Here is a 24,743-nt window from a genome sequence, read left to right as displayed (position 1 = left end):
AGAGGAGGAATGGTCATGAAACTGCTTCAGCGCATCAAAGACGGAGCGAACAAAGCAACAGAGCGTGCCCAACACGCCGTTGAGATTGGGAAACTGAACAACCAGATTGTGGGCTTGCAACAGGAACAGGAAGTCCATTTTACAGATATGGGTCGCATCTTCTATGAGGGTTATCGGGCACAGGATATGACGCGTGCAGAAAAAGAGATGGTGGATCTGTCGCAGCTATGCGACGAATTGCAGGACGAGATTGATGGTCTGCGCAACAAGATTGCACAACTTAAGAACGAACGGTTGTGCGAGTGTGGACACGTCGCTTCCCTGGATGCCAACTTCTGCCCTAAATGCGGACGTAAGTTGGGTGAACTCAAGACAGCAACGCCTAAAGTAGCAGCAGGAGTTGCAGGAGCCACCACAGCCGCAAGACAGGAGGCAGCTGTAGCTCAGACCCCAACTCCAGAGCCGGACTTCTACGATGCGCCACCTGAGTTGGAACTGGAGGAAGACGAGCCGTACCATACGGTCATTCCGTCCATAGCGGATCTGGAAACGGAATCGGAATATAACAGTACGGAATTTACCCAGGAAGAAAAGGAAGCGTTTGATGCGGAGTGGGAACGTCGCAGAGATGAAGAGATGCAACGGGAACGTGAGCGTCAGCAGGAACTGGATGAACGCATCCGCTACTGGAAAGAAAACAACCCGATCGTGAACACGGTGGACGTACAGACCGAAGTATCACGTGAAATGGTGAATTGTCAGATTTGTGCAGCCGAGCTACCCAAAGGGTCGAAGTGGTGCCCGCGCTGTGGTGCCGAACAGATCTGATCTGATGCAGTAGAAGCACTGCCGCATCAGTTTGAGGCAGTGCGGGTTGCTGACAGCATGGGGGGACGGGAATATGGACCAACTGCTGCATCATTTGCGTCATCTTGGGTTTACCGAGATGGAATCTAAAATTATGGTGGAACTCGCCCGTCAGGGATCAGCCTCAGGATATGAGGTTGCGAAGCGGCTGGGCGTGTCCCGTTCCAATGTATATGCGACCCTGCAACGGCTGGAACAGCGTGGATTCTTGCGGTGTAGTCCTGGGGAACCGGCGAAGTATAGTGTGCTGAAGCCGGAGGAGATGACACGTATGATCTCCGATCAAATGCGTACCTCGCTGGATTATGTCCAGAGCAGCATGCCTAAGAGTGAACCGGAGAAGCCTGTCTTCTATAACGTCGAAGGGGACAAAAATGTGTTTGAGAATCTGAGCCGTGAATTGGCTGAGGCTCAGCATGAGATTGTCGTAGACGTTTGGCGTGAAGAGGCAGAGTTGCTGCGTAATGACTTACAGCAGGCTGAAGCTCGGGGTGTGCGGTTGTTATGGTCGTGTGATGGTGGCGAAGGCATGATCGATCAGCCTGCCCCTTGGCCGGGTTTGCCTATGTATGGTACAGGTAATGGTCGGAAATTTTCCTTGGTGGTGGATCGCCGCTGGTGCATGCTGGGCATGCGCGGTGAATCATGCGCCACACAGGCAGTAGTGACGGAGCATCCGGTAATGACCGGGCTGCTGCTGAATCATTTTGCTCAAGAGCTGGTGTTGTACGAATTGGAACAGGATATGGGGGAGGAACTGGAGTCCCGCTATGGGCACCGGTACGAAGAACTCTCTGCGCGTTATTGGTCTTCTCCTTCAGGAGAGGGTGACCAGAGCTAGACAGATCGGCGACTAATTCACCTCTGATGGAGTGATCATGCCAGTACATAGGTACCTATCTTGACGAAACGAATACGTGTGTACATAAAGCAGGCGCTGCCCAAAGGCAGACGCCTGTTTGTGCTGGTTTGAGATATGACAGTGATGTTCGTCACAGCATCTGTTCCCAGTCAAGTCGATAGTAAAGGTATGAAGTTATGCTATTTTTGAGAAAATGAAGCTATGAACATTCGATTGAACTGGATCGGGTTGAACAGGATTGTACACGTCATTCTTTGGGCACGTGATACAGAGCTTCCAGCACGTCCGTATAATAAGCTGTACCATGGGGTACAAATTCCGTTGCCCGAATCTCGCGAACGATACGTTCCGGCTCATCAGCTGCATGATCACTTAATGGGTCCTTATGACCGATGGAATGTGGCGGTGATGTCAACGGCTGAGTCTGAACTCCGGTAGCTTGAATGACGTCGATCTCATTACGAAACAAAGCGAGTAGATCATCCAGCGGCACTTCATACAGGCTATCCACCTCGCTAGGCTGCAGAACGTAGGCTTCGAGCGGCTGGTTCAGACATAAGCCATAGACGGCGCTGAATTCCCGATCTATGAATGGGACACCACGCACCTCTCCTTGGAGCTGCTGTGTAGCCGTGAGTAGATAGGTTAGTGCCTCGAATGGAGTATAAACACCCAGTTCTTCCTCCAGCTCACGACTGGCGTCTTGCAGTTGTTCACCTGCGGTGAGATGACCTGCTGCTGTAATGTCATAACATCCGGGAAAGGTATCCTTAATATCACGCCGCCGCTGAAAAAGAACCTGTCGCTGTTCGTCTTTGTCACGCACAATCCAGCAGTGGAATGAACGGTGCCAATATCCCTTGGCATGGACCTCGCTGCGTAGTGAAGTGCCGATCCAATTTTGCTGATCGTCATAAATGTCGAAACGTTCTGGGGTCATGAAACGTATCTCCTTATATAGCAGATTTTAAAGTTCAAAATTTCACAAAGTATGTATTAAACGAAAGGGGAAAGATCGTATGGAATGCATTGTACACTTTCAGGTGATTTATCCGCAACCTCAGGAACGTAAAAGTCTTAGAGGACTTATATTTGTAGGGCAAGGTCAGGAACCGGCTAACAGTCAGTTAAGCAGCATGTTTAAGGATATGGGATTTAATGTACGTTTGGAAGATGAGGCCCAGTTGTTGTTCAAGCCAGTGGATGCTTCGGCAAACTTTGAATATATTCGTGTGACAGAGCTTGATACTGGAGAAGAAGTTTACAAAGAAGATAAAGATCTGAAGTCGATCCTGGAGCATTTGCTGCCACGCCGCTTCTAATTCATGAGCATGGCCGCAAATGAAATTCATGGGGGAGCATATGTAATACATGTATGATAGGCACAAAAAAGGCCCCACCTTTACGGTGGAACCTTCAAACCTTTAAGCTACGCAACCCATTGTTAATGAAGCCCATATGGCTAGCTTTTCATACATAAACCCTAGCAAGTAAGAGGTTGTCCCCCGCATCAGGATTTATCCGTAATTCAACTCGGTGCGTCTTTATAAGCTCATTGTGGTTACGCCGGTGCGCCGCTGCCTTCTGCTTCCAATTCTGAAGTACAGTGCGAGCAGCGGGTGGCCGCGGCTGGAATCTCCGATAGACAATACTTGCAAGCCTTGGTCGTTTTTTGCGGCTCGGGCTTTTTGTGTTCTTTGCTTTTGATATAGTTGATACCTTTAACAAGCATGAAAATACAAAAAGCAACGATAATAAAATCAATCATTACGTTGATGAACTGTCCATAAGCAATCACGGTAGCCCCAGCTTCGTTGGCTTGAGCGAGGGTGGTGATGTCCTGTCCGTTTGCTGTTTTGATATCCCGGTCCAGGTTGATGATTTTCTGACTGAAGTCGATCCCACCCATCAGTTTTCCAACCGGGGGCATGATGATATCATTCACAAGGGATGTGACGATTTTACCAAAAGCAGCCCCAATAATGACACCGACCGCCAGATCGATGACGTTGCCTCGGACGGCAAATTCCTTGAATTCGTTAAGTACGCCTTTCATGTTTACATATCTCCTTTGATCATTCGATTCAAAATCTAGGCCGCGTTTCCATCCATTCTCCGTTCAGATCCGCGCTTCCGTTCTCATATTGTACATAAAAAATAGATTCCAATCACCCCCTGTTTGCAAATTAAGACAAGTTTCCGCAACTTCCATGAAAATACTTCTTTATTTCACGGCGTCGATTCGGTATACTTCTAACATTGTCAGTTATGTTTAACCTTTTACATTCAGGTTCGCGATCATACATTGTAACGAATCATGGAGCCAAAAAATTAAATATGCCGTTACTCGTATATGTGCAGGAATAGGCCTGCATGTCTCTACCTGATCACCGAAATGATCGGACTACGGGAAAGATGTTGCAATGTTTTGTATGGTTGGCATGAGATCATTCTCAGACAGTTTGACTGAAGAGCAGGTTCAAGTGGCTTTTATCTGTTTCCGATTACACTGTTTGAGGTTTCTCAGAGCAGGATAGAACTCCTGTCATTCTGTCCATCCAGCACACTTGCAGCATCCATACGGCTTGTCCATATACGTACAAGTCCGTCTTTCCCGTCTCCGGTTATTCCGCAGCGTGTGAAAAGGCGGGCTTTTTGCTTTTTTACCATGCGATTGGAAGAGCATGTGAGCTTCTGTGCGGAGGGCATTCAGGGGGAAGAATTACAATGCAATTGTTAAAAGACAAGGTAAGACAGGAAGGTATCGTCCTGTCCGAGCAAGTACTAAAAGTGGATTCATTCCTGAACCACCAGATGGACCCGGTTTTGATGAAGGAAGTGGGCAAGGAGTTCATTCGCCGCTTTGAAGGCGAGAATATTACTCGCGTGCTGACGATTGAGTCGTCAGGGATCGCCCCAGGTATCATGACTGCGTTGGAGCTGAACGTGCCGCTGATCTTTGCACGGAAGCAGAAGTCGCTCACACTGACGGAAGACATTCTGGTAGAGAAGGTCTACTCCTTCACGAAGCAGGAGACCAATGAAATTACCGTTGCCAAGAAGTTCATGAAGCCTGGTGATCGCGTGCTGATCATTGATGATTTTCTGGCGAATGGCGAAGCAGCATTTGGTCTGGCTCGCATTGTGGAGCAGGTTGGAGCTGAAGTGGTGGGTATCGGTATTGTGATTGAAAAAGCATTCCAGCCGGGAGGTCGCTTGCTGAAAGAAGCAGGATACCGTGTGGAATCATTGGTTCGCATCGGGGCACTGTCGGATGGACAGGTTACATTTGCGGACGAGGAGGGCACGAACTAATATGGCACGCGAACGTATTTTTCAGCGTCATCGGCATCCAATCAAAACGTTCTCCCTCGGACTACAGCATGTGCTTGCTATGTATGCAGGAGCCGTCGTTGTCCCATTGATCGTCAGTAACGCATTGGGTTTTACACAGGAACAACTAACCTATCTCATTGCCATTGACTTGCTCGCATGTGGTGTGGCTACACTGCTTCAGGTATGGGGAAATAAATATTTCGGCGTAGGGCTGCCTGTCATGCTCGGTTGTGCATTCCAGGCCGTGTCCCCGATGATCCTAATCGGGATGAATAGTGGGGTATCTGCCATTTACGGAGCGATTATTGCCTCAGGACTATTCGTATTGATCTTCTCCGGAATCTTTGGGAAGCTTATTCGGCTCTTTCCACCAGTGGTTACGGGGTCGGTGGTTACGATCATCGGTTTAACCTTGATCCCCGTTGCTTTCCACGATCTGGGCGGCGGTCAGGGATCAGAAGATTTTGGCAGCGGAGTTAATCTCATGCTCGGTTTCGGCGTGTTGCTCTTTATCATTTTAATGACTCGATTCACTACAGGTTTTATCCGTTCCATCTCAGTATTGATTGGTCTGCTTGTAGGTACGATTGCGGCAGGGTTTATGGGCGAGGTTAATTTCACTCCTATCCGCGATGCAAGTTGGTTCCACGTTGTTCAGCCGTTTTACTTCGGCAGACCGACATTTGAGATTGTACCGATCCTGACGATGATTCTGGTGGCGATTGTCAGTGTGGCCGAGTCCACAGGTGTATTTATGGCTCTGGGCAAAATCCTGGACAAGGACCTGTCGTCCAAGGATCTGGCGCGCGGTTATCGCGCAGAGGGTCTAGCCATTGTGTTAGGTGGTATTTTCAACTCATTCCCGTATACAACGTATTCGCAAAATGTAGGGCTGGTACAGATGACACGTGTGAAGACACGTGATGTCATTGTGGTGGCTGGTGGAATCCTGGTGGTCATTGGATTTGTACCAAAAATTGCAGCCCTCGCACAGCTCGTTCCAGGGGCAGTACTTGGCGGAGCCATGGTGGCCTTGTTTGGCATGGTGGTATCATCAGGCATTCGAATTATCGGCAGTCAGGTCGATCTGAACCGACATGAGAATCTGTTTGTCATCGCTTGTTCTGTAGGTATGGGGCTTGGGGTTACCGTTGTACCTGAGTTGTTCGCAGGTGCACCGGCCTGGGCTCAGATTATGCTCGGTAATGGTATCATTGCAGGAAGCTTCACGGCGATCTTCATGAACCTGCTGTTCAACGGTCTGGGTACCAAGGAAACGGCTGCCAAAATGGCTGAACAACAGGCAGATGCCATCCTTGGAGAGACGGGCAAGTCAGCTTAATTAACCGAATTAGGCCAGGATTATCATCCAGCAGGATTGTTATGTTAACTGTTATAAATAGACGATTCACAAGATGGATAATGAATCAGGTTAATCATGAAGATATACAGCATGAATGGTTTATGACATACATCATTTATGCTATGAATATTCAATCGCATGAACAAGCCCTCTTTATATGTGAAACACCGAAGATACAGGCTCAACAGAGTCGTGTTTTCGGTGTTTTTTTTATTTTGTTTATCATCAGCATAGCGTCCAATGTGCCGCTGTACAGGAACAATACAGGAACAAGACCTTATGCCGGATGTAAGAAGTTATTCACCTAATTCGATGGCAAGCCAAGTTGAATGAAGGATAGACTGTTATCATGCACGGGGGTATACAGCCAAGAGATAAGTGATCCAATCGCTTTTTGATTACATAACAATAATTTCACTGGGAGGAACGATGAATTATCAACCTGTATCAAAACAAGATCGAATGAAGTTTCTGGATTTGTTTCGAGGGTTTTCCTTGATAGGCCTACCATTCGTAAATATATTGGCATTGTGGGTTATGTTGAAGCCGGATACTCGTGTAGATTTTTGGATCCAACGAGCATTATATTTTTTGGTGGAGGCACGTTTTTACGATATCTTCTGTTTTTTATTTGGCCTTGGATTTTATCTTTTTCTAAGCCGGTCAGCTCCCAAAGGTCAAACCAAGCTGTTTCTCTATATCCGCAGGATGCTTATTTTATTAGCGCTGGGATATATTCATCAACAGTATCAGTCTGGAGAAGCTTTATTTCTTTATGCCATCATAGGGTTGGTTGTCATTCCGTTATATTGGGCACCTCGAACTGTGAATTTGGTGCTCGGTGTGGTGGGATTCAGTGCGGCCGCCGCGATAGGTGTCAAAATGCTAACGATTCCTTTTTTAATTATACTGGGATTGTCAGCAGGCCAATATCAACTGATGGAGAAGATCCAGAAAGGACTCCCGTATCTGGGCAGAATCTGGTTCATTTCATTCATCGCTTCTACGGTGGGGATCGGTATCATGTGGTGGGTTGCTCCTCCGGATGCGATGAGTCCGTTTCTATACGAAGTGATTGGTGCGAGCCTGCCTGTTGCTGAGCAAGCCAATATGGATGCTGCTTTTCAATTAGAACATATCGGTGTGGCAATTGGTCCGGTGGTATCCATCTTTTATCTAAGTACATTACTGAGATTGAACCAGAACATGACCTTTGCCAAAATGTTAAGTCCCCTGCATGCATTCGGACGAATGGCCCTGACCAATTATATTGCACAGACCATCATTTTGTTGGTGGTATACCAACTCATATTTGCAGATGCTGCTGTATCGTATACGGTGTCTACCCTTGTGTGCATTGGCATGGTTATTGTACAAGTCATCGCGAGTAATCTGTGGATGCGCTGGTTCCAGTATGGGCCGCTGGAATGGGTATGGAGATGTGGTACTTATCTAAGTTTCATTCCGATCCGTAAAAAGCATTCTAAGCCACGTGTTCATGACACAAGGGTGAGAGGTTGACTCTTTTTCCTCGTTATAATCAAAAGACGATCCACAACCGGTTGAACGGGAATGGATCGTCTTTTCTTTTGGAACACTTGTACCTTTTGCTTGCAGTTACAGATGCCGCATCTGTTTCTCTGCAAAATCGCCAATCCAAGGCAGCTTCAGCCATTTCCCCTGCAGGCTGGTGACAACCATAATAAGCCAGACCACTACACCAAGCAGGGATAATAGCGATGCCACCAGTGGTCCGAACAACGGAAGGAAAGCCGATAATACATGCCCAACCATAATGATGCCAAAGACCGTTACAGATTGCAGCGCATGAAATAACACGAACCGGCTCCGTTTCTCCACAGCGAGAAAGACAATCCCACCTACAAAGGTAAACAGATAACAAAGCATACCGGCAATATTTTCATCCAGACCGCTAGACGATTTCATGGGGGACATCCGGTCCAGCCTCCTTTGACCTTTTTAACTAGGTTATGAGAGAGGTGGACAGAACTGAACCGGTTTGGTTAAGGAATGTTCCAGATGAACAAAAGAAAATAATATATAGGTAAACATGTGAGACTATAGATTCATTTAGAAATTCAAGTGCGTAAACACACATACAATTTGAGACTTTCTACATATTCAAAATATTCCATTAAACCCCGATTTATATAGAGTGATATATAATATCTTTTTAAGTGAAAGATTACTTTTTATATAATATTTTCCTAGTACATAAGTTTAACCAAGGAGTGGAAGAAATTTTGTATCACACAGAGCAAGAGCATTGTCCTGAATGCGGACATCAAATGGAGGTAAACCCAGGGTACATGACCTGGTGTGAGAAGTGTAATTGGAACATTTATGGGGAAGGGGATCAAGGTAGAGAATTCATATCTGAGAAATTGAACAACGAAACAAGGGAACAATCTTCTGATCCATTGCTTAAGGAATTCAAGTACAGTATCAATAGAGAGATTCCCTTTACTAAAAAGAGTATATTTACCTATTTGATTGCCCTTCTAGTCCATAGCTCAACATTAGCTATTTTAGGATTGGCAATTTATTTCTTTTCAACCACTTCTTCTTGGCTCTTTGTATTAGGTATTGCCCTGGTACTTCTATGGATTACGATTATCTTGCCGTATCGGAAACGTCTTCCAGGTAGAATCATCAGAAGAGATGAGTTTCCCGAATTGTATGGGATGATTGATGAGATTGGGGAGCGTATGAATGTTCCGCCTGTGGATATGATTCTCATCAATGAGGAATATAACGGGTACGTACTACATCTCAAAAGAAAAAAGAGAGCTATCGTCTTGGGAATCCCTTTGTTTGCAGCCTTGACACTAGAGGAGAAGGTAGCCGCAATTAGTCATCAAATGAGTCAGTTGGCACACCCCAACATATCTAATAGCTCTTTCGTTGAACGTGCCAAACACGTGCTTCATTCCTGGCTCGACACGATTAATCCGGAGGGAAGCGGTTTATTAACTTGGGTAGTATTCCCAATCATCATATTTCGTCTATTGTTGCTTGCCATTGTTGGTGGGATATATGTCTTATTGCTTTGGAGCATGAGGCCTGAGATGCAGCGAGCTTTCTACATCGCAGATCATGAAGCTTCGGAGACAGCTGGAAGTAAAGCGGTAGAGTCTTTGTTCTTAAAGTCTGAGATGGCAGGCCTTTTTGCACTTACAGCTGAGCAAGTGGCAGAATATCAGTACAACAAGGAATTGTATGAGGAATTCAGAAGTCGTATTTCTGCCGTTCCAAGCCAAGAGATTCTTCGACTTCAACGTTTGCAGGTAACACGTGATACCCAGGATCATGCGTATCATCCTCCAACAATGTATCGCATTGAATTGATAAGAGAGCATTGGGCAATGATTCCGGGTTATCGGCCTGATGCAGCCAGAGAACGGAAAATCAACGAGGAATTTCGTCTATTGGAACAGAGCTCCCAGAAAATTCTACTGAGTGATTTAAGGGGAAACTAACAAAAAAATTGAAATTTATCTTAAAATGGAACAAGTGCAGTACAAGCCGATATATGGCTTGTACTGCACTTGTTTTTTTCTAGCACTACATACGTTTAACAAACAAGACTACCCGCCCTCGATCTGTCTGCGTGGGCTGTTGATCTTGCCGTTTTTATCGGTGTCGTTTTCTTTGGGAACCAACCGCTCATCGGTTCTTCCTTCGTGATGATTATCATATGCATATTCCGTCAGTTTCCATTCCGACTTGCCAAGAACGGGATCAGCCGGGAAATGTTGCCCCCGGTGCAGATGTTCCTCACGTCCGGCTTCATTGATGTAAACTCCGTCTACTTCCACCTTTTCATGCGAAAGGGGCAGCATATCTTGTTCTTTGCGGTCCATGAGACGACGCCTCCTTTGGATACCAGTAATTTAACTGTATGGGTTGTCCGTGATAATATCCCCCGAATAGTTCAGTGTTATGCTGGATATATTAATTCCGTATAGAATGGTGGCAATCTTAACATATGATTCGGAATTAAACTTTTTGGGCATGAAAACCGTTATATTTATTAGAGGAAATCGTCAAGTCGTAAGATACTTCCGAATATGCTACAATAAGATTATGATTCATTCCGAATCATATCGGGTATTTATAGTGTCAGGTACTTGCTTTCTAGCGAGGTTCCCGACCTAAAGCTTGCTTTAAGCCGCGCACACAACTTCATGGATGGCATTTAAGACTTATTCGGCATTCTCTAAACGGAGCATTCACTTTCAACGTTTTGGGAGGGAATTACAATGGCAACGAAAGGTCACAATGAGGTCAAAGAAAGTTTGAGGGAAATGACTCGGATTTTCCGTCCTAAAGATCCAAAAAAATTCGTGAAGGAGTACGTGAGAAAATACCGGATTACGGGTGGATATGAGGAAGAATTGACTTCTGTGGTTGAGCATGAGCTTGTCAAGATGGATTCTTCCGTGTCCTGAAACAACACACAACTCTGATTATACTGTTCCGATAATGAATAGAACCGTCTCTCGGGCGTTAAGCTCCGGAAGGCGGTTTTTTTTGCGTTCCTGCTGCATATATATGGGAGTACACCTACAGCGGGAAGGATGAATGCATGTGGACCCTATTTTGAAAACCAAAGAAGAGATTGGCTACATGCGGGAAGCAGGACGAATTTTGCGAAGTTGTCACCAGCATATTGAGCAGTGGATGGTCCCTGGTATCACGACAGCAGCGATTAATGAGCGGGTGGAAGAGTTTCTGGCAGCACGAGGAGCCACACCGGAGCAAAAAGGGTATAAAGGATATCCTTACGCGACGTGTGCCTCTGTTAATGAAGTGGTCTGCCACGGATTTCCTGGGGAAGAGGAGTTGGCGAGCGGGGATGTAGTGACCATCGATATGGTGGTGAACAAAGACGGCTGGCTTGCTGACTCGGCCTGGACATATGGAATTGGTGAAACAAGCAGATCCATTCGCAAGCTGATGAGGCGCACGGAGAAGGCACTTGAGCGGGCGATTGCCCAGGCAGTTCCAGGGAATACACTCGGAGATATTGGAAGTGCCATTGAACGAACAGCCAGACTGTATCGGTACGGGATTGTGAAGCCTCTCATCGGTCATGGGATTGGTCAATATATTCATGAACCCCCAAATGTTCTGCCTTATGGCAAACGTAGAACGGGCACGATGCTCACCGAGGGCATGGTTATTACGATTGAACCAATCTTTACAAAAGGCAGTTCTGGGGCCGTTGTCTGGGATGAAGATGGATGGACGGTAAGGACGGTAGATGGCAGCTGGGGGGTCCAGTATGAGCATACGGTTGCGATTACTGGGAATGGCCCCTTGATTCTGACCGATGGCACGTGAGATGAACTCAGTGAAGAAGAGGGCTTGAGTTGAACTTTCTCCGAAATGCTCCATGCTGTTTTGAGCTTGAAGATAGCGGTATGGAGCGATAGGCATGTCTTCTGAATGGATATGGAAGAGGTTTTCCATAAATTCTGATCTTTCTTTTGCATAATAGCACATGTTTTCATTGTGAGAAAAATCACCAATAAATCGAGTTTTATCACCGAAATTTGGCAAAAATTTTCAAATGTAGAGTGTAATACTTTTAACTGAAATCGTTTGCAAATCAAGTTGTAGAGCGGTTTTTTACATAAAGTGAACAATTTGTGAACATGTGTCCAAAGATTGACAAAATCATACCCTCAACTTATATTTAATAAGTGATTGAAGCATATAGAATGAATTGGAAGAATGCGCAGACATGCCCTGAGCAGGAAATCACGGGAGTACTGGAAGCGTTATTTTTCTAAGCGTTCTGTATGATGAAGAGGATTATGCGTATCGTGCTGAAACGTACCTTTTGTTGCCTTTCTACCGAACGACAACGGTAATCTACGAAAACGTAAAAAAGTGGGGTAGATCAATGATGAAACAGTGGCAGGTTGCAAAGCGAATTCTCCCCTTGCTGGCGGTGTTCTCTTTGCTGCTATCCGCATGCGGGCGGGAAGACTTGTCGGTAATGAAACCTCAGGGTCCTGTAGCGCAAGGCCAATATGATCTGATGAAGTTATCCATCGCGATTATGATCGTGGTGCTCATCATTGTATTTGCCATAGCGGCCTATGTTCTGATCCGGTTTCGTAGACGAGCCGGGCAGACTGAGATGCCCGAACAGGTTGAAGGTAATTTCAAGCTGGAAGTAATCTGGACAGCCATTCCGTTATTGCTGGTTATTGTTCTGGCAGTACCGACGGTCCAAACGATTTTTGCCCAAGGCGAAGATCTGTCCAATGACAAAAATGCACTTAAGGTCCAAGTCACCTCGCATCAGTACTGGTGGGAATTCACTTATCCTCAATATGACGTAACCACCGCTCAAGATCTCATCATCCCGACCGGAACAAAAATTGCATTCGAATTAAAAACCGCTGACGTGCTTCACTCCTTCTGGGTGCCGTCACTTGCGGGCAAAATGGACACAAACCCGGATGGAACACTTAACAAGTTCAGTTTCTCTGCACCGAATGAAGGCGTTTACCGTGGTAAATGTGCCGAATTATGTGGCAGATCGCATGCTTTCATGGAGTTTAAGGTAAAAGCAGTGAGTCAGGAATCCTTTGACAGATGGGTGAACCAGATGAAAGCACCCGCAGTCCTTCCTGAAGACACTCAATTGGCTGAAAAGTTCAAAACAAACTGCCTTTCTTGCCACGCTGTTGGTGATCAAGGTGGACCGGTTGCACCTAACCTGACGGGAATCGGCGGCAAGGAATCTGTCGCAGGCATTTTGCTGAATTCTCGCGAGGGACAGGAAGAAGGTAGTCCGGTACTGGATAACATGAAAGAATGGCTCCATGATCCACAATCCGTGAAGCCGGGCAATACCATGCCGAATCCCAAAGATCTTGGGTTGACGGATGAAGAAATCGACGGAATTGCCGAATATCTGGCCAACTACAAATTGGACTATGAATAGAACAGCAAGGACGAAGAAGGGGGTACACAACCTTGGCTCATGCGCATAGCGTCAAGAGGTACAGGGGCTTGATGGATTGGATCACCACCGTCGATCACAAAAAAATTGCCATTCTCTATTTGGTTGCGGGTGGATTTTTCTTTGGAATCGGCGGCATTGAAGCCATTTTGATTCGGATTCAACTGATGAAGCCTATGAATGATTTTGTATCGGCACAGATCTTCAACGAATTGATTACAATGCATGGAACAACGATGATTTTCCTTGGTGTCATGCCACTTATTTTTGCCATTATGAATGCTGTCGTGCCTTTGCAGATCGGGGCACGGGACGTTGCTTTCCCGTTTCTTAACGCGTTGGGTTTCTGGACATTCCTGTTTGGTGGATTGTTGCTGAACCTGAGCTGGGTTATGGGCGGAGCACCGGATGCGGGCTGGACCTCATATACGCCGCTTTCGGGCAGTGAGTATAGTGGAACGCATGGTGTGGATTTCTACACCATCGGCCTTCAGATCGCGGGTCTGGGAACGCTCATCGGGGGCATTAACTTTCTCGCAACAATTATTACAATGCGTGCTCCAGGCATGTCCTACATGCGGATGCCGATGTTTACATGGACGACATTTATTACATCTGCCATTATCCTTTTTGCTTTTCCTGCCATCACGGTAGGGCTTGTACTTTTGACGTTTGACCGTATACTGGGAGCGAATTTCTTCGATGTCGCAGGTGGCGGTAACCCCGTACTCTGGCAGCACATCTTCTGGATCTTCGGGCACCCGGAAGTATACATTCTGATTCTGCCGGCATTTGGTATTATCTCGGAGGTTATTCCGACCTTCTCGCGTAAACGGTTGTTCGGATACAGCTCCATGGTATTTGCCACCATCCTGATTGCCTTTCTGGGCTTCATGGTCTGGGCGCATCACATGTTTACAACAGGTCTGGGTAATGTAGCCAACGCGCTTTTCTCCATCTCCACGATGTTGATTGCCGTACCTACCGGGATCAAAATCTTTAACTGGCTCTTTACGATGTGGGGTGGACAGATCCGTTTTACAGCGGCAAACCTGTTTGCTGTTGGATTTGTCCCAACCTTCGTTATGGGTGGTGTTACAGGCGTTATGCTGGCATCTGCTCCGGCAGACTTCCAGTTCCATGATACGTACTTTGTTGTAGCCCACTTCCACTACGTTATTGTAGGGGGACTCGTACTTGGATTGTTCTCGGGACTACATTACTGGTGGCCGAAGATGTTCGGACGTATTCTCAGCGAAACACTGGGCAAATGGACGTTCTGGACATTTATGATCGGTTTCCAATTAACGTTCTTTGTACAGCATTTCCTCGGTCTGATGGGGATGCAGCGCCGGATCGTTACATACTTGCCGAATCAGGACTTTGACCTGCTCAATCTGGTCAGCTCCGTCGGTGCGTTTCTAATGGGTGTTGGGGTTATCATGTTCCTCGTGAACATCGTGATCACAATGAAAAAACCGGCTGGCGCGCCAAACGATCCGTGGGAAGACGGCCGTACACTGGAATGGTCTATTCCATCTCCGCCGCCGGAATATAATTTCAAGCAGACGCCGCTGGTACGCGGAATTGATGCATATTGGAAGGAAAAAATGGCAGGACATACGGAGATGACACCGGCAGAACCTGTAGGTTCGATTCATATGCCTTCAGCAACGCCGTTGCCGTTTGTAATGTCAGTAGGTATCTTTATCGCCGGACTTGGCTTGATGTTCAGCAATGATGAATTTGGTAATGCATTTATGAATGTCATTTTCAACAATTATATTGTAGTTATTATTGGTCTCGTAATCACATTTGGTGCAATGGCACTTCGTTCACTTTATGATGATCATGGCTGGCATATTGAACCGGAGGATCAGGATGAGAAGGGGGCTAGAACATGACAACCTCACATGCCGAACCGGTGAACGACAAATTGCCGCATGAACCGGAGAAAGCAACGCTGGAAGGCCGTAACAAGCTTATCGCCTTCTGGTTGTTCCTTGGCGGCGAAACGGTACTGTTCGGTACACTCTTTGCTACCTTCCTGGCTCTTCGTGGCCAAACCAATGATGGACCTACGGCGAATGAACTGTTCCACCTGCCACTTGTGGCCGCTGCAACGTTCATTCTCCTGGTCAGTAGTTTGACGAGTGTATTTGCGATTCAGGCCATGCATAAGGGCAAGCGAGATGCACTAGCGTTGTGGCTTGGCATCACGGTAGTACTGGGTATGGGATTTCTCGCACTGGAAATTTACGAGTTCTACGAGTATGTGAAACATAAAGAGTTTGGCATGACCACGAGTGCATTCAGTTCAGCATTCTATACACTGGTCGGGTTCCACGGAGCCCACGTTGCTTTTGGTATTGTGTGGATCGGAATCATTATCGGTCAGCTGTTCAAAAAAGGATTGACGGTCGTAACCGCACCTAAAGTATACGTCTCCGCAATGTACTGGCACTTTATTGACGTGGTATGGGTGTTCATCTTTACGGTCGTGTACCTGCTCGGAAAGGTGGGGTAGCACATGTCGGCACAGGATAAGACAGATCAACAGCCTGTGAAACACCGTCACCGGACGGAAGGGCCACAGAAACACGTCGTGGTGTTTATCTTCTCCATTATTCTTACGCTGATTGCGTTTGCGGCTGCTTCTGCCGGAGGGGTCAACACAACCTTTATCATTATTATTTTGCTCGTCATGGCTATTCTTCAAGTATTCGTTCAATTGGGTTATTGGATGCACTTGAAGGACAAAGGGCACTTGATGCCGATTCTGTTCATGGCCTTTGGCTTTTTCGTAGCCTTTACGTGCATCATTATGGCACTCTATTGGGTCTGGTGGTAAAAGAGATGGCGGCGGCGCATTGCCGCCGTCTTTTCCCCTTTTTGGCGAATGAATCTTCACAAAGTAATGATGGCAACAACCAAATCAGGTCACGGGGAGGTTTCCCGTATGCTCGGGTTGCAATATTTTAGCTTCAACGATTTATGGAGTCCGCTTATATTGGCTTTATTTCTAATCATTGCTGCGGCTTATCTGGTACTTGTGGGACCGTTAAGCGAACAAATAAAGGATGCAGAACCTGCGACTGCTGCACAGAAAATCATGTTTATTACAGGACTGTTTGTCCTGTATCTGGCTCAAGCTGGACCCTTTAATCTGCTTGGTCACGTGATGTTTAGCTTCCACATGGTAAGTATGGCGTTCTCCTATCTGGTAGCTTCGCCGCTGATGATGAAAGGTTTGCCGATCTGGGTATGGCGCAGAATCGTGCGCTGGTTGCCTACACGACAGCTATCGTTCCTGGCTCATCCGATCGTTGCGGCAGTACTCTTTAACGGGCTGTTCTCGCTGTATCACCTACCGATTGTACATGATTACGTCATGCTGAATTTTACCGTTCACCGGTTGTATTATATTGCGCTGTTCATCACCTCGATGCTCATGTGGTGGACATTGCTGAATCCGTTGCCAGAAGGCAGACAAGCATCGGGGTTATCCAAGATTGGTTTTATTTTTCTGAATATGGTACTGCTCACGCCTGCGTGTGGATTGATTATTTTTGCGGCCGAGCCGTTGTATCAGACGTACAGCAACCCGGCCGTATGGGCTGAAGCAATGCGGTATTGTGTGTCTGGAGATTCTACGGCATTACTTCGCTCATTCGGTGGGCCTGCGTTCTTCAACTTCCTGTCTTCTGCGAAAGAAGATCAGCAGGTCGGTGGCATTGTCATGAAGTTTATTCAGGAAGGAATCTTTGCCTCGATGCTGGCTTATGTCTTTTTCCAATGGTATCGGAAAGAGAAGCAGGAAGATGATGATGATTCGTATCCTGCAGGGGGCGCAGGAGGGCCGCTCAATCCGGCTGCCAAATAATGAAGTAATGTTCTGACAAGAGGGGGAACACACGATGGATATGTATTTTTGGCTACCAACGATCAGTACTTCTTTCATTGTGATTAGTGCAGTACTGGTGGGGATTGGATGGGTACTGATTATTCGGGGGAAACGTGAGGCTCATCAGTCCGCCATGGTAGCAGGTGCGATTGCAGCTCTAATCTTCTTTGTGATCTATATGTCTCGTACAGTGTTCGTGGGCAATACGGCTTGGGGCGGGGACCCGGATCTGGAGATCTTTTATCGGATATTTCTGATCTTTCATATTATCCTGGCTACCGTGGCAGCGATATTTGGCATCTCCACACTGGTGCTGGGGTTCAAAAAGAAGTTCGGAAAACATCGCCGCTGGGGTAAGTTCACGTCCATGATCTGGTTCGGGTCAGCGCTAACAGGTGTTGTCGTGTATGTTCTTCTATATCTCTTATATCCTGGTGGTCATACACGTCCGGTATGGGAAGTTATCCTCGGCGTATAAAAGTAGAGATATAACCTCCTGTTACTTGGGCGGCGTCACTACTCTCTTCTGAAAATATGAAAATGGACGAATCTAGCAGATCATTCGTCCACGCTTCCTCTCTCATTCATTCATAGAATGAGTTCGAGAGGGGGAAACAAAATGAAAAAAACAGTCAACGTCAGTCAAACGTATCCACGTCTTACCGTGTATTCAGAAGAGAACTACAGAGGGAGAAGCCGCATCTATCGTGGCAACACGGGTCTTCGTAACCTGGACAATATTTTGGATGGGGTGGAGAGCCTGCGCTTTTTCTCAACAAGTTCCAATGCAACACTGGTTGTGTTTACACGTCCTAACTTCCAAGGTGGATTCCGAGTCTTCCGAGGCAACACCAACTTGAGAGATTTGGATGATCTGATCCGTGGCAATGACGTGGAATCCCTGATCTCCACCAATCAACGGTTAACGCTGGCTCAGATTCGCGCAATCCGCAGGGATCGCAGTCTGCCTAGTGGCTATAACCTCGTTTAATCGTAAGGCCTCTTCTTCTAACAGGTGCTAGAGAGCGGCAAAGGGCTGTACCCGAATTGTGTTTACACAATAACGGGTACAGCCCTTCTTTTGTGATTGGGAAATGATGTTTAATCCCCGCCACCCCCACTGTCTCCGCCGCCACTATCCCCACTGCTGTCATTGCTGCTACCACTATCGCTGTTGTGATGAGAATGTGTGCCTCCTGAAGAATCTGAATCATGATGTTTGTGATCCGGTGTGTGTCTAGCATGTCGATCGTAGGGGTCATCTCCCATAATGACCGGATATCCCGAAGCAGAGTCGGTATAACCGTTGTTACGGCGGATGCGGTGTCTGCCTTTTTTGGCAGAATGACGATGAGGCTCATCCCGGAGGACCAACCAGATTACGACGATAAGGAAAAGGAGGACAAATCCGATCTCTACCAGCCAATCCATAGCTGTAACCTTCCTTTCTATGATTCGTTACTATAATTTATTTTAACGTAAATTCGTACTGTGTCCCATCCCGTCTTCCTGATTCAGGAAAATTAGGGGTTGACGGGATGAGAAACAGGTCTGTATACTGTGTATATTGATATATACAGTAATCACAGTAAGCAACATGAGTGAATGACAGGTGAAAGGCAGGCATGCATATGAACGAATGGAAGCAGGCGTGGTGGTTGACCCGCAGCCAGATGAGTAAGGATAGGCTCCAATGGCTATGGTCTGCATTATTCATGATATACACTGGCGGTATGAGCGGTGTGATGTTTTTAGGACAACAACAGACAGATATTATTAATCCAGTAGTGGATTCCTTCTTTTTAATCATGTTGCCATTCCAAGGGTTTATGTTCTGCAGGCGCTCCTTCCGTTACATACAGGAAGATTCTTATACGCAGATGCTGGCCTACTATCGTAGAATTCCCATTCCTGAACAAGTGGTGATGTGGTCCAGGCTACAGCAGTCTCTGATGGCGTTTACGTACAATGGAATCTTTTTCTACGGATCGTTATACGTGGTTAACCTTCATGCCGAAGGATTCCGATGGGATCAGTATCTGGCCTTTAGCCTTACCTGTACAGGTTATGGCCTTTTGGTAACAGGGTTCTATATTTACGGAGAGTTTCTGAACAGTGGCAAGAAATACTTGCTTCTCAGTATGCTTTTTATACCATTCGCCATTGTCATATCCATACTGATTCGAATATCAGGCAGTTACGGATTGCGGATTGTAATGGATGGAAGTAAATCATGGGGGCTGCTTTCCCCGATCATGTGGATTTCTCTGGTGGCTGGCGTAGCGGGATTATGGCTGTCTAGTCGTTTTACGCTGAAGAAGCTGGTTCATCGGGATTTGAATTAAAATGAGAATTGAGCTTATGTACGAATACAGGATGAAACCGGCACGGTCAGGTAACAGACTGGAGTGTACCGGAGGGCGAGGTGCAAGATGTGAAAATACCCATTCAAATTAATGAAAATAGCGCTGAACCTTTATACCACCAAATTGAAAATCAGTTAAGATCGTTAATTATTACGGGTCAGTTGGGGGAGGGAACACATTTGCCGTCCATTCGTGAGTTCGCCGGAGCACTGAATTGCAGTGTTATTACGGTTAGACGGGTCTATCAGGATCTGGAGAATGAAGGCTTGCTTCGTACGAAGCAGGGGACAGGTACATTTGTGGCCCAGGTAGAAGCCGGTGACAGAGAAAATTATAGATTAAAGGCCGCACAGGAAGCGATGCAGGCAGCGGTGCAGTCCGGGAAATCGGTAGGCTGTACGGAAGAAGAGATGGAGAGCCTATTCCGGGAAGTCCTGAAGGCTATTTACGTGAAGTAAGGGAGTGATTCATACGTGGAACCCATAGCAATCCAGTTGAACGGCGTATCCAAAATGCGAAAACGCAGAGTTATTGGCCCAATTGATCTGACCATCCCGGAAGGGTATATAGTGGCTATTCTCGGTCACAATGGTTCAGGCAAAAGCACCCTTCTTAACATGTTACAGCAAGTGGTGCTGCCAGATGCTGGGCAGATTATATGGTTTGGTCAGGAACATGATGGGCCACTTCCCATTGAACTGAGACAACAGATTGGTTTTGTGGCAGATAACGCTGGTTCAGAAGAGAACCGGATAACAGCACAAGAAGCGGCCCATTTCCGGGCGTACTGGTACCCACGTTGGGATATGAAGTTGTTCGACCAACTGATTCAGGATATGGAAGTACCTGTTGATGTGAAGCTGAACAAGATGTCCAAGGGAGAGCGGCGAAAATTTGAGATTGCAGCTGCAATTGCAGCTCGCCCAAGACTATTGCTTTTGGATGAGCCTTCATCAGGATTGGACCCCTTTGCCTGGAAAGTGATGGTTGAGCAGTTCCGTACCTTCATGGCGGGGGGAGACACCACGATTCTGATTGCCACACATATTGCGGACGAAGTCAAAAGGCTTGCGGATTACATCGTATTGATGCACCGTGGTCAGTCGCTGGGGATGGCCGAGAAAGATATGGTGCTCGATCAGTGGAAGGAAGTCTGGTATGAAGGAGACTTAAGACCAGAGAGTATCCCCGGTGTTGTGGAATCTTCTATAGAAGAGGGAGGTCTGGTTCACGTAATTACAACCCGGGTCAGCGAGGCGCAGGAGAGGCTGGAGCTGTCCAATAACCGGGTATTGAGAATCCGTAACTTGGAATTGGATGAAGTGCTGGCATTCTGGATTGCCGGGTATGCACCCGTACAGTGGAAATAACCGAAGGGAGACGATAAATGATGAACCGATTGGAATTGAAGCAAGTCGTCAAGCAATATGCAGACAAAACAGCCGTTAATGGAGTCACGCTCAATGTAAAAGAGGGGGAGATTTACGGACTGCTCGGAGCCAATGGTGCAGGTAAAACAACCACAATGCGTATGGTGCTCGGACTGATTCACCCTGACGGAGGGAATATCCTGTACAACGGCAAGCCCTATAATACGGAGCTGCAACAGATTATGGGTTATCTTCCGGAAGAGCGCGGATTGTATCCGAAGGTGAAAGTCAGCGAACAGATTAATTACCTGGCACGACTTCGTGGCATGAATGGTAAGGACGCAGATCAGAGCCTCAAGTATTGGCTGAATCGGTTTGAGGTACCTGAGTATTACGATAAGAAGATCGAGGAGTTATCCAAAGGTAATCAGCAGAAAATGGGTTTTATCGCGGCTGTGGTGCATAGACCGCAGATTCTCATTCTGGATGAAGCGTTCAGTGGACTGGATCCCGTGAACGTGGAATTACTCAAGTCCACCGTCAAAGAATTGCGTGACGAAGGCACGGCCATTCTGTTCTCAACACACCGTATGGAGCACGTTGAAGAGTTGTGTCGTCAGATCACCATTCTGCATCGTTCCAACACGGTGGTACAAGGAGAGATCAAGGAGATCAAGAGCCGGTATCCGCGTGAACAGGTATTCCTGGGTACGATTGGTAGTGTGGAAGGACTTGAACAGTTGTCTGGTGTGAAGAAAGTCGAGCGGAATGAGCGTGGGTACCTGATACATATTAGTCAGGTGGAAGCGGCTCAAGAGATTCTCAGAACAGCCATGACCCAGACGACAGTGGAACACTTTGAACTGAAGGAACCAACGCTTAACCAAATCTTTATTCGTGAGGTAGGTGAGTCGAATGAATAAAATGGGAACGATTACGGGTTTTACATTCAAAAACAAAGTTAAAACGAAATCATTCATGGTAACTACCATTGTACTTGCACTTTTAATTTCAATCGGACTCAATGTCCCGTATTTCATTACCTTATTTAATGGGGGTTCCATTGGTGGAGCTTCAAGCAGTAATCCTGTAAATATTGGTCTTTTGAGTACAGGGCAGCCTGAAGTTTCCGAGAAACTGGAGAGCTTCTCTGCGGCTCAAGGAGATCAGGCCTATCGATTCATTGCCAGTGGTGACAAAGATGAGGCTGCTCTTGCGGCGGATGTGGAAGCAGGGCTTACCGATGGTTATCTGAAGTTTGAAGCTGTTTCCGGGCAAGAGTTCCCGCAGCCCATTCTATATTCAGCAGAAGACGTATCACCTCAGATCATTGCTTCCATTGAAGCAGCGTTGCAGAGTGTGAAGCTGGATGTGGTTGTGAAGGATGTACTCACAGCGGAGCAGAAGGAACTGATTACAACACCTGTGAAGCTCACCGAGCAAAGTTTGAGTACAGATGAGAGCGGAGCAGGTACTGAGTCTGAAGGTAATATGAGCCCGATTAACTATATTGTGGTGTACTTGCTGATCATCCTGCTGTTTACCTCAACGATGATGACAGGTAACATGATTGCCTCTGAGATCACAGCTGAGAAGAGCTCACGTATTATGGAGATTCTGATTACGAGTGTATCACCGCTCAGTCAGATGTTTGGTAAAATCATCGGGATTTTCATGGTGGGGATGCTGCAAATCGGGATCTTCGGAGCGGTGGTTGCCGGAAATATCTTGCTGCCGCATAACCGTGCAGTATTAGGTAATTTCAATATGAGTGTAAGTGATGTGAATATTGCGGTTATTGTGTACGGACTCATATTCTACATTCTGGGTTACTTCCTGTATGCCGTGTTGTTTGCTGCCATTGGTTCAATGGTAAGCCGTACTGAAGAACTCGGTCAGGCTGTTCTGCCGATTACGATGTTGTCGCTTGTTTCCTTCTATATTGCGATCTTCAGTATTTCTACGCCGAACATTCTGTTGTTGAAAATCGCAAGCTTCATTCCATTCACATCGCCGACCGCGATTCTGGTTCGAATTGGCGCAGGAGTTGCGCCAACTTGGGAGATTATAACGTCCTTAGCGATTCTCATCGTATCCATTATCATCTTCGGATGGCTTGCAGCCAAAATCTATCGCACAGGTGTGTTGATGTACGGTAAACGCCCAACCTTTAAGGAATTGTTTAAAGCCATGAAGGCATATAAGATCTAGGTTGAGTGTTTTTTAATAATGTGTGTTGTCGCAAAAAGAGATATGCGTATTTATCCATAAATACGCATATCTCTTTTTGAAATTAGCTTGCAGCCATTGGTGGCCAATTTAATGTTGAACGCGCTACATGTTGTTTAATGGTGTTCGATACAAACAGTCAAGAACGAATAATTACTTAGAAGTTATATTTAATTTGGGATGGTTGATTTTTGTATAAACAAGCTAAATTACATTCCGTAGGTCGAATTGACAATAAGTTAAGTAAATTACCTTTGTTTGTTACTAAATTTATTGAAAGTAAGAAGCATAGGCTTTTAATTGGCTGATTACAGAGAAATTTACCACAGTTCAACAAAGAACAGAAATTGAATTATCCATGCTAGAAAATATTAACGATATGTGAAAAAGAAACCTTCCTTTGGAACGATAATCTAAGAAAAATTAAAAGGATATAAGAGGGCTATAATTTATAAAGCTTTATTTTAGGGTTGACAATATATAAAATTTCAAACAAAATACATGCTATAGCATATATAAAATTCATATGCATAACTTTATGAAAGAGGGGTAGATATGTTCATTTTTATCACAGTTTTACAGGTTCTATTAGGTGGTTTTTTCCTTTTTACAGGAAGCAAAATTATTTCCGGTAAAATGGCCAATGAGTTTAAACGTTTTGGACTGCCATCGTTCTTTAATGTTTTGACTGGTTCGTTCGAAATTGTGGGGGCAGCTGGTATGATCGTTGGCATCTGGATGCCTGTCGCAGCAATTTTAGCTGGTTTGCTTCTAGCCGGAACAATGCTTGCTGGAGCGTTTACTTTAATAGTCTTAGCTAAAGATCCGATTCAGAAGGCCATTCCAGCACTCATTTTGTTCATACTTAGCTTGATTGTATCCATGTATCATTTTTTCTAAACGAAATTAACGAATTTTTGACGGATTTCATGTGTAACCTTTGAGAGATCGACTATATTTGATTTAAGAAAATGATAAATGAGGGTACTGCAATGGACTTATATAATATTACCGGCTTCTTGATCCATCGTACAGATGTCAAGCTTACAAACTATTTTACGAAACAATTAAAGCCCTACAAGGTGACACCGGAGCAGTGGAGCATTATCTCTTGTCTTAATATAGATAAAGCTATGACTCAAAAAGAGCTGGCGGAGGCCATCGATCGGGATCAAACAACGGTAGTGAGAATGATACATTCTTTAGAACGCAAGGGCATGGTTCGACGTATTGTTCATGATCAAGATAAGCGCTCACATTATCTATATTTGTCCTCTAAAGGTCAAGAAGTTAAAGGAAAACTGTTGTTAACAGTTAAAAACGCGCATGACTATGTTACACGAGGTTTGGAACACGATGAATTAAATCAGTTAAAAATGATATTAGATAAACTGTACCGAAATGTGCAAGAAGATTAGTTAGACTCTATACCAGAGGATGAAT

General features: G+C 45.9%; 29 protein-coding genes and 1 riboswitch. Of the genes, 23 read left to right on the top strand and 6 right to left on the bottom strand.

The features are described 5' to 3' along the window. The first annotated feature begins 15 nt into the window (after nt 1-15). The gene (locus MHI01_RS15705) at nt 16-828 is read left to right on the top strand and encodes a zinc ribbon domain-containing protein (protein ID WP_282319529.1); all 813 of its coding nucleotides are present in this window, start codon (nt 16-18) and stop codon (nt 826-828) included. A 73-nt stretch (nt 829-901) separates the two neighbouring features. Then, nucleotides 902-1,708 carry a TrmB family transcriptional regulator gene (locus MHI01_RS15700; RefSeq protein WP_340983545.1) on the top strand — a complete coding sequence of 269 codons (807 nt, stop codon included), beginning with the start codon at nt 902-904 and terminating at the stop codon, nt 1,706-1,708. Nucleotides 1,709-1,976: 268 nt separating this feature from the next. On the opposite strand, the gene MHI01_RS15695 is transcribed toward MHI01_RS15700, so the two are convergent. Continuing rightward, on the bottom strand, nt 1,977-2,669 hold the full coding sequence (locus MHI01_RS15695; RefSeq protein WP_340983544.1) for an NUDIX hydrolase: 693 nt from the start codon (nt 2,667-2,669) through the stop codon (nt 1,977-1,979). Nucleotides 2,670-2,748: 79 nt separating this feature from the next. On the opposite strand from MHI01_RS15695, the gene MHI01_RS15690 reads away from it, so the two are divergent. Continuing rightward, nucleotides 2,749-3,051 carry a hypothetical protein gene (locus tag MHI01_RS15690; protein WP_017690846.1) on the top strand — a complete coding sequence of 101 codons (303 nt, stop codon included), beginning with the start codon at nt 2,749-2,751 and terminating at the stop codon, nt 3,049-3,051. 239 nt (nt 3,052-3,290) lie between these two features. Here the strand turns inward: MHI01_RS15690 and mscL are convergent, their stop codons facing one another. Together mscL and MHI01_RS15680 are read right to left on the bottom strand one after the other, a co-directional pair. Next, on the bottom strand, nt 3,291-3,785 hold the full coding sequence (gene mscL, locus MHI01_RS15685) for a large conductance mechanosensitive channel protein MscL (protein WP_339189973.1): 495 nt from the start codon (nt 3,783-3,785) through the stop codon (nt 3,291-3,293). Between the two features lie 271 nt (nt 3,786-4,056). Continuing rightward, nucleotides 4,057-4,156: riboswitch (purine riboswitch) on the top strand. Nucleotides 4,157-4,252: 96 nt separating this feature from the next. Beyond that, nucleotides 4,253-4,399: a hypothetical protein gene (locus tag MHI01_RS15680; RefSeq protein ID WP_157116037.1), complete on the bottom strand. Its 147-nt coding sequence runs from the start codon at nt 4,397-4,399 to the stop codon at nt 4,253-4,255. A gap of 57 nt (nt 4,400-4,456) precedes the next feature. Between MHI01_RS15680 and MHI01_RS15675 the strand changes: the two genes are divergently transcribed. The 3 genes from MHI01_RS15675 (at nt 4,457) to MHI01_RS15665 (ending at nt 7,949) form a co-directional block, all read left to right on the top strand. Continuing rightward, complete coding sequence (locus MHI01_RS15675) at nt 4,457-5,044, top strand: xanthine phosphoribosyltransferase (protein WP_036613196.1); 588 nt, start codon at nt 4,457-4,459, stop codon at nt 5,042-5,044. A gap of 1 nt (nt 5,045) precedes the next feature. Continuing rightward, a complete protein-coding gene (locus MHI01_RS15670; RefSeq protein ID WP_127551115.1) occupies nt 5,046-6,407 on the top strand; it encodes a nucleobase:cation symporter-2 family protein in 1,362 nt (453 codons plus the stop codon). A 729-nt stretch (nt 6,408-7,136) separates the two neighbouring features. Beyond that, the gene (locus MHI01_RS15665; protein ID WP_340983543.1) at nt 7,137-7,949 is read left to right on the top strand and encodes a DUF418 domain-containing protein; all 813 of its coding nucleotides are present in this window, start codon (nt 7,137-7,139) and stop codon (nt 7,947-7,949) included. A 96-nt stretch (nt 7,950-8,045) separates the two neighbouring features. Here MHI01_RS15665 and MHI01_RS15660 read toward each other — a convergent pair whose 3' ends face one another. Beyond that, complete coding sequence (locus tag MHI01_RS15660; RefSeq protein ID WP_340983542.1) at nt 8,046-8,384, bottom strand: DUF4870 domain-containing protein; 339 nt, start codon at nt 8,382-8,384, stop codon at nt 8,046-8,048. A 242-nt stretch (nt 8,385-8,626) separates the two neighbouring features. On the opposite strand from MHI01_RS15660, the gene MHI01_RS15655 reads away from it, so the two are divergent. Then, nucleotides 8,627-9,928, top strand: coding sequence for a M48 family metallopeptidase (locus MHI01_RS15655; protein ID WP_127551111.1), 1,302 nt, complete (start codon nt 8,627-8,629; stop codon nt 9,926-9,928). 108 nt (nt 9,929-10,036) lie between these two features. Here MHI01_RS15655 and MHI01_RS15650 read toward each other — a convergent pair whose 3' ends face one another. Continuing rightward, nucleotides 10,037-10,312 carry a transposase gene (locus MHI01_RS15650; RefSeq protein ID WP_127551109.1) on the bottom strand — a complete coding sequence of 92 codons (276 nt, stop codon included), beginning with the start codon at nt 10,310-10,312 and terminating at the stop codon, nt 10,037-10,039. Nucleotides 10,313-10,711: 399 nt separating this feature from the next. On the opposite strand from MHI01_RS15650, the gene MHI01_RS15645 reads away from it, so the two are divergent. The 9 genes from MHI01_RS15645 (at nt 10,712) to MHI01_RS15605 (ending at nt 18,326) form a co-directional block, all read left to right on the top strand. Next, nucleotides 10,712-10,900: a hypothetical protein gene (locus tag MHI01_RS15645; RefSeq protein ID WP_017690840.1), complete on the top strand. Its 189-nt coding sequence runs from the start codon at nt 10,712-10,714 to the stop codon at nt 10,898-10,900. A 133-nt stretch (nt 10,901-11,033) separates the two neighbouring features. Then, a complete protein-coding gene (gene map, locus MHI01_RS15640; RefSeq protein WP_047840267.1) occupies nt 11,034-11,795 on the top strand; it encodes a type I methionyl aminopeptidase in 762 nt (253 codons plus the stop codon). Between the two features lie 565 nt (nt 11,796-12,360). Then, on the top strand, nt 12,361-13,413 hold the full coding sequence (gene coxB, locus MHI01_RS15635) for a cytochrome c oxidase subunit II (protein ID WP_047840266.1): 1,053 nt from the start codon (nt 12,361-12,363) through the stop codon (nt 13,411-13,413). Nucleotides 13,414-13,484: 71 nt separating this feature from the next. After that, nucleotides 13,485-15,335, top strand: a complete 1,851-nt coding sequence (gene ctaD / locus MHI01_RS15630; RefSeq protein ID WP_445744928.1) for a cytochrome c oxidase subunit I — start codon at nt 13,485-13,487, stop codon at nt 15,333-15,335. Next, complete coding sequence (locus tag MHI01_RS15625; protein ID WP_047840264.1) at nt 15,332-15,958, top strand: cytochrome c oxidase subunit 3; 627 nt, start codon at nt 15,332-15,334, stop codon at nt 15,956-15,958. Before ctaD ends, MHI01_RS15625 begins: the two co-directional genes overlap by 4 nt. 3 nt (nt 15,959-15,961) lie before the next feature. Beyond that, nucleotides 15,962-16,282, top strand: coding sequence for a cytochrome C oxidase subunit IV family protein (locus tag MHI01_RS15620; protein ID WP_036613178.1), 321 nt, complete (start codon nt 15,962-15,964; stop codon nt 16,280-16,282). Between the two features lie 108 nt (nt 16,283-16,390). Continuing rightward, a complete protein-coding gene (ctaG, locus tag MHI01_RS15615; protein ID WP_340983540.1) occupies nt 16,391-17,314 on the top strand; it encodes a cytochrome c oxidase assembly factor CtaG in 924 nt (307 codons plus the stop codon). Between the two features lie 34 nt (nt 17,315-17,348). Further along, a complete protein-coding gene (locus MHI01_RS15610; RefSeq protein WP_074093349.1) occupies nt 17,349-17,813 on the top strand; it encodes a DUF420 domain-containing protein in 465 nt (154 codons plus the stop codon). Nucleotides 17,814-17,954: 141 nt separating this feature from the next. Continuing rightward, nucleotides 17,955-18,326 carry a hypothetical protein gene (locus tag MHI01_RS15605; RefSeq protein ID WP_036613171.1) on the top strand — a complete coding sequence of 124 codons (372 nt, stop codon included), beginning with the start codon at nt 17,955-17,957 and terminating at the stop codon, nt 18,324-18,326. A gap of 110 nt (nt 18,327-18,436) precedes the next feature. On the opposite strand, the gene MHI01_RS15600 is transcribed toward MHI01_RS15605, so the two are convergent. Then, nucleotides 18,437-18,766, bottom strand: a complete 330-nt coding sequence (locus MHI01_RS15600; RefSeq protein ID WP_340983539.1) for a hypothetical protein — start codon at nt 18,764-18,766, stop codon at nt 18,437-18,439. Between the two features lie 200 nt (nt 18,767-18,966). Here MHI01_RS15600 and MHI01_RS15595 point away from each other — a divergent pair, with 200 nt between their 5' ends. The 7 genes from MHI01_RS15595 (at nt 18,967) to MHI01_RS15565 (ending at nt 24,718) form a co-directional block, all read left to right on the top strand. Further along, the gene (locus MHI01_RS15595; protein ID WP_282319517.1) at nt 18,967-19,680 is read left to right on the top strand and encodes a hypothetical protein; all 714 of its coding nucleotides are present in this window, start codon (nt 18,967-18,969) and stop codon (nt 19,678-19,680) included. A gap of 89 nt (nt 19,681-19,769) precedes the next feature. Beyond that, nucleotides 19,770-20,159 (top strand): GntR family transcriptional regulator, encoded by a 390-nt coding sequence (locus MHI01_RS15590; protein ID WP_036613231.1) that lies wholly within the window; start codon nt 19,770-19,772, stop codon nt 20,157-20,159. Between the two features lie 15 nt (nt 20,160-20,174). After that, nucleotides 20,175-21,071, top strand: a complete 897-nt coding sequence (locus MHI01_RS15585) for an ABC transporter ATP-binding protein (protein WP_340983538.1) — start codon at nt 20,175-20,177, stop codon at nt 21,069-21,071. Between the two features lie 20 nt (nt 21,072-21,091). Continuing rightward, complete coding sequence (locus MHI01_RS15580; RefSeq protein WP_036668607.1) at nt 21,092-21,994, top strand: ABC transporter ATP-binding protein; 903 nt, start codon at nt 21,092-21,094, stop codon at nt 21,992-21,994. Beyond that, nucleotides 21,987-23,282 (top strand): ABC transporter permease, encoded by a 1,296-nt coding sequence (locus MHI01_RS15575; RefSeq protein ID WP_340983537.1) that lies wholly within the window; start codon nt 21,987-21,989, stop codon nt 23,280-23,282. The genes MHI01_RS15580 and MHI01_RS15575 overlap by 8 nt, the downstream gene beginning before the upstream one ends. A 573-nt stretch (nt 23,283-23,855) precedes the next feature. Then, nucleotides 23,856-24,200, top strand: a complete 345-nt coding sequence (locus MHI01_RS15570) for a DoxX family protein (protein WP_036668601.1) — start codon at nt 23,856-23,858, stop codon at nt 24,198-24,200. Between the two features lie 92 nt (nt 24,201-24,292). Continuing rightward, nucleotides 24,293-24,718 carry a MarR family winged helix-turn-helix transcriptional regulator gene (locus MHI01_RS15565; protein ID WP_340983536.1) on the top strand — a complete coding sequence of 142 codons (426 nt, stop codon included), beginning with the start codon at nt 24,293-24,295 and terminating at the stop codon, nt 24,716-24,718. Nucleotides 24,719-24,743: the final 25 nt, after the last annotated feature.

It is taken from the genome of Paenibacillus sp. FSL M7-0656 (genome assembly GCF_038003225.1).
GTDB lineage: Bacteria > Bacillota > Bacilli > Paenibacillales > Paenibacillaceae > Paenibacillus > Paenibacillus amylolyticus.
The sequence above is the reverse complement of the archived record's forward strand: the minus strand, read 5'-3'. Positions and strand labels throughout refer to the sequence as shown.